Here is a 1,123-nt window from a genome sequence, read left to right on the forward strand (position 1 = left end):
GTTCGTACAATTTACGTTGTTCGAACGGCTCAAGGAGGAAAACATGTATCCGTTGCACATCACGCCTTCCCTTTCCTTGTCAGAAGCTAACAACGAATCCTACACGGATGAGCAGATTGTAGCCATGTTTTTATCATCATCCGAACGCTCCAAATACACGATCCGAAACTATACAAATTCGATCCGAAAGTTTCGAACTTTTCTTCAAGGCAAGCCGCTCCGCGACGTAAAATGGAAAGAAATCGAAGTTTACAAGCTCGCACTTATCAATGGATTTCTTAGTAAAAGCGGACGGCCCCAATCGCCTGCAACCGTTGCCATTCATATTGCCCCTGTCCGGTCGCTTTATAAATGGGGCAGCGATCCGAACATCGGAATTTTTCCAATAAACCCCACAACCAGCACCCAAATTCCGAAAGTAGAGGTAACGAGCCGAAACCACTATTTGACCAGAAGCGAAGTCATCGGACTGATTGAAAGGCTGAAACAGCAAGGCTTTCGCGACTACATACTCGGTCTGACGCTTGTTTTGCTGGGATTGCGTGTCTCTGAATGCGTAGCGATCGAATGGGGACATTTTCATACCGATCCACAGGAAACATCCATGTGGCTTACCGTAAACGGCAAAGGGGGAAAACAACGAGAGGTTAAAGTACCTGGCTTGCTCTGGAATTTAATTGAACAGCACCTGGCCGACAGGCAGCCTGAACGGATGCCATCTAACACACGCCTCTTTCCGATCTCCGTAAGATCTGTAGAGAAAATCATACAGAAAGCACGAGCCCGAATTGAAGGCGGAAAAAAAGTAACGCCTCACTGGCTACGGCATACCAATGCGACTCTGGCCCTGTTAAAAGGCGCCTCCCTGCAGCAGGTTCAAGAATCGTTAGGGCATACACACATCAATACAACACAACGGTATATGCATACTGTACAACAAATTCAGAAGGCGGCTCCGGACTATGTAGAGGATAGCTTGAAGGAATATTTATAGGGCTTGGAAACTAAGTCAACTAATAAATTCTTGTAATATTAGTATCAATTAACTATAATAACGATAAAATGGCCCACGAAAATCCAAAGAATTCCAAAGATATTGTCGAACAACGTAAATTGTACGAAC

1 protein-coding gene is annotated in these 1,123 nt (G+C 45.0%); it reads left to right on the forward strand.

Annotation, left to right across the window (positions count from 1 at the left end; genetic code table 11):
• Positions 1–43: 43 nt before the first annotated feature.
• Complete coding sequence (locus AC6ROY_RS25405; RefSeq protein ID WP_500103346.1) at positions 44–994, forward strand: tyrosine-type recombinase/integrase; 951 nt, start codon at positions 44–46, stop codon at positions 992–994.
• Positions 995–1,123: the final 129 nt, after the last annotated feature.

This window comes from Paenibacillus sp. sg306046 (assembly GCF_059821225.1).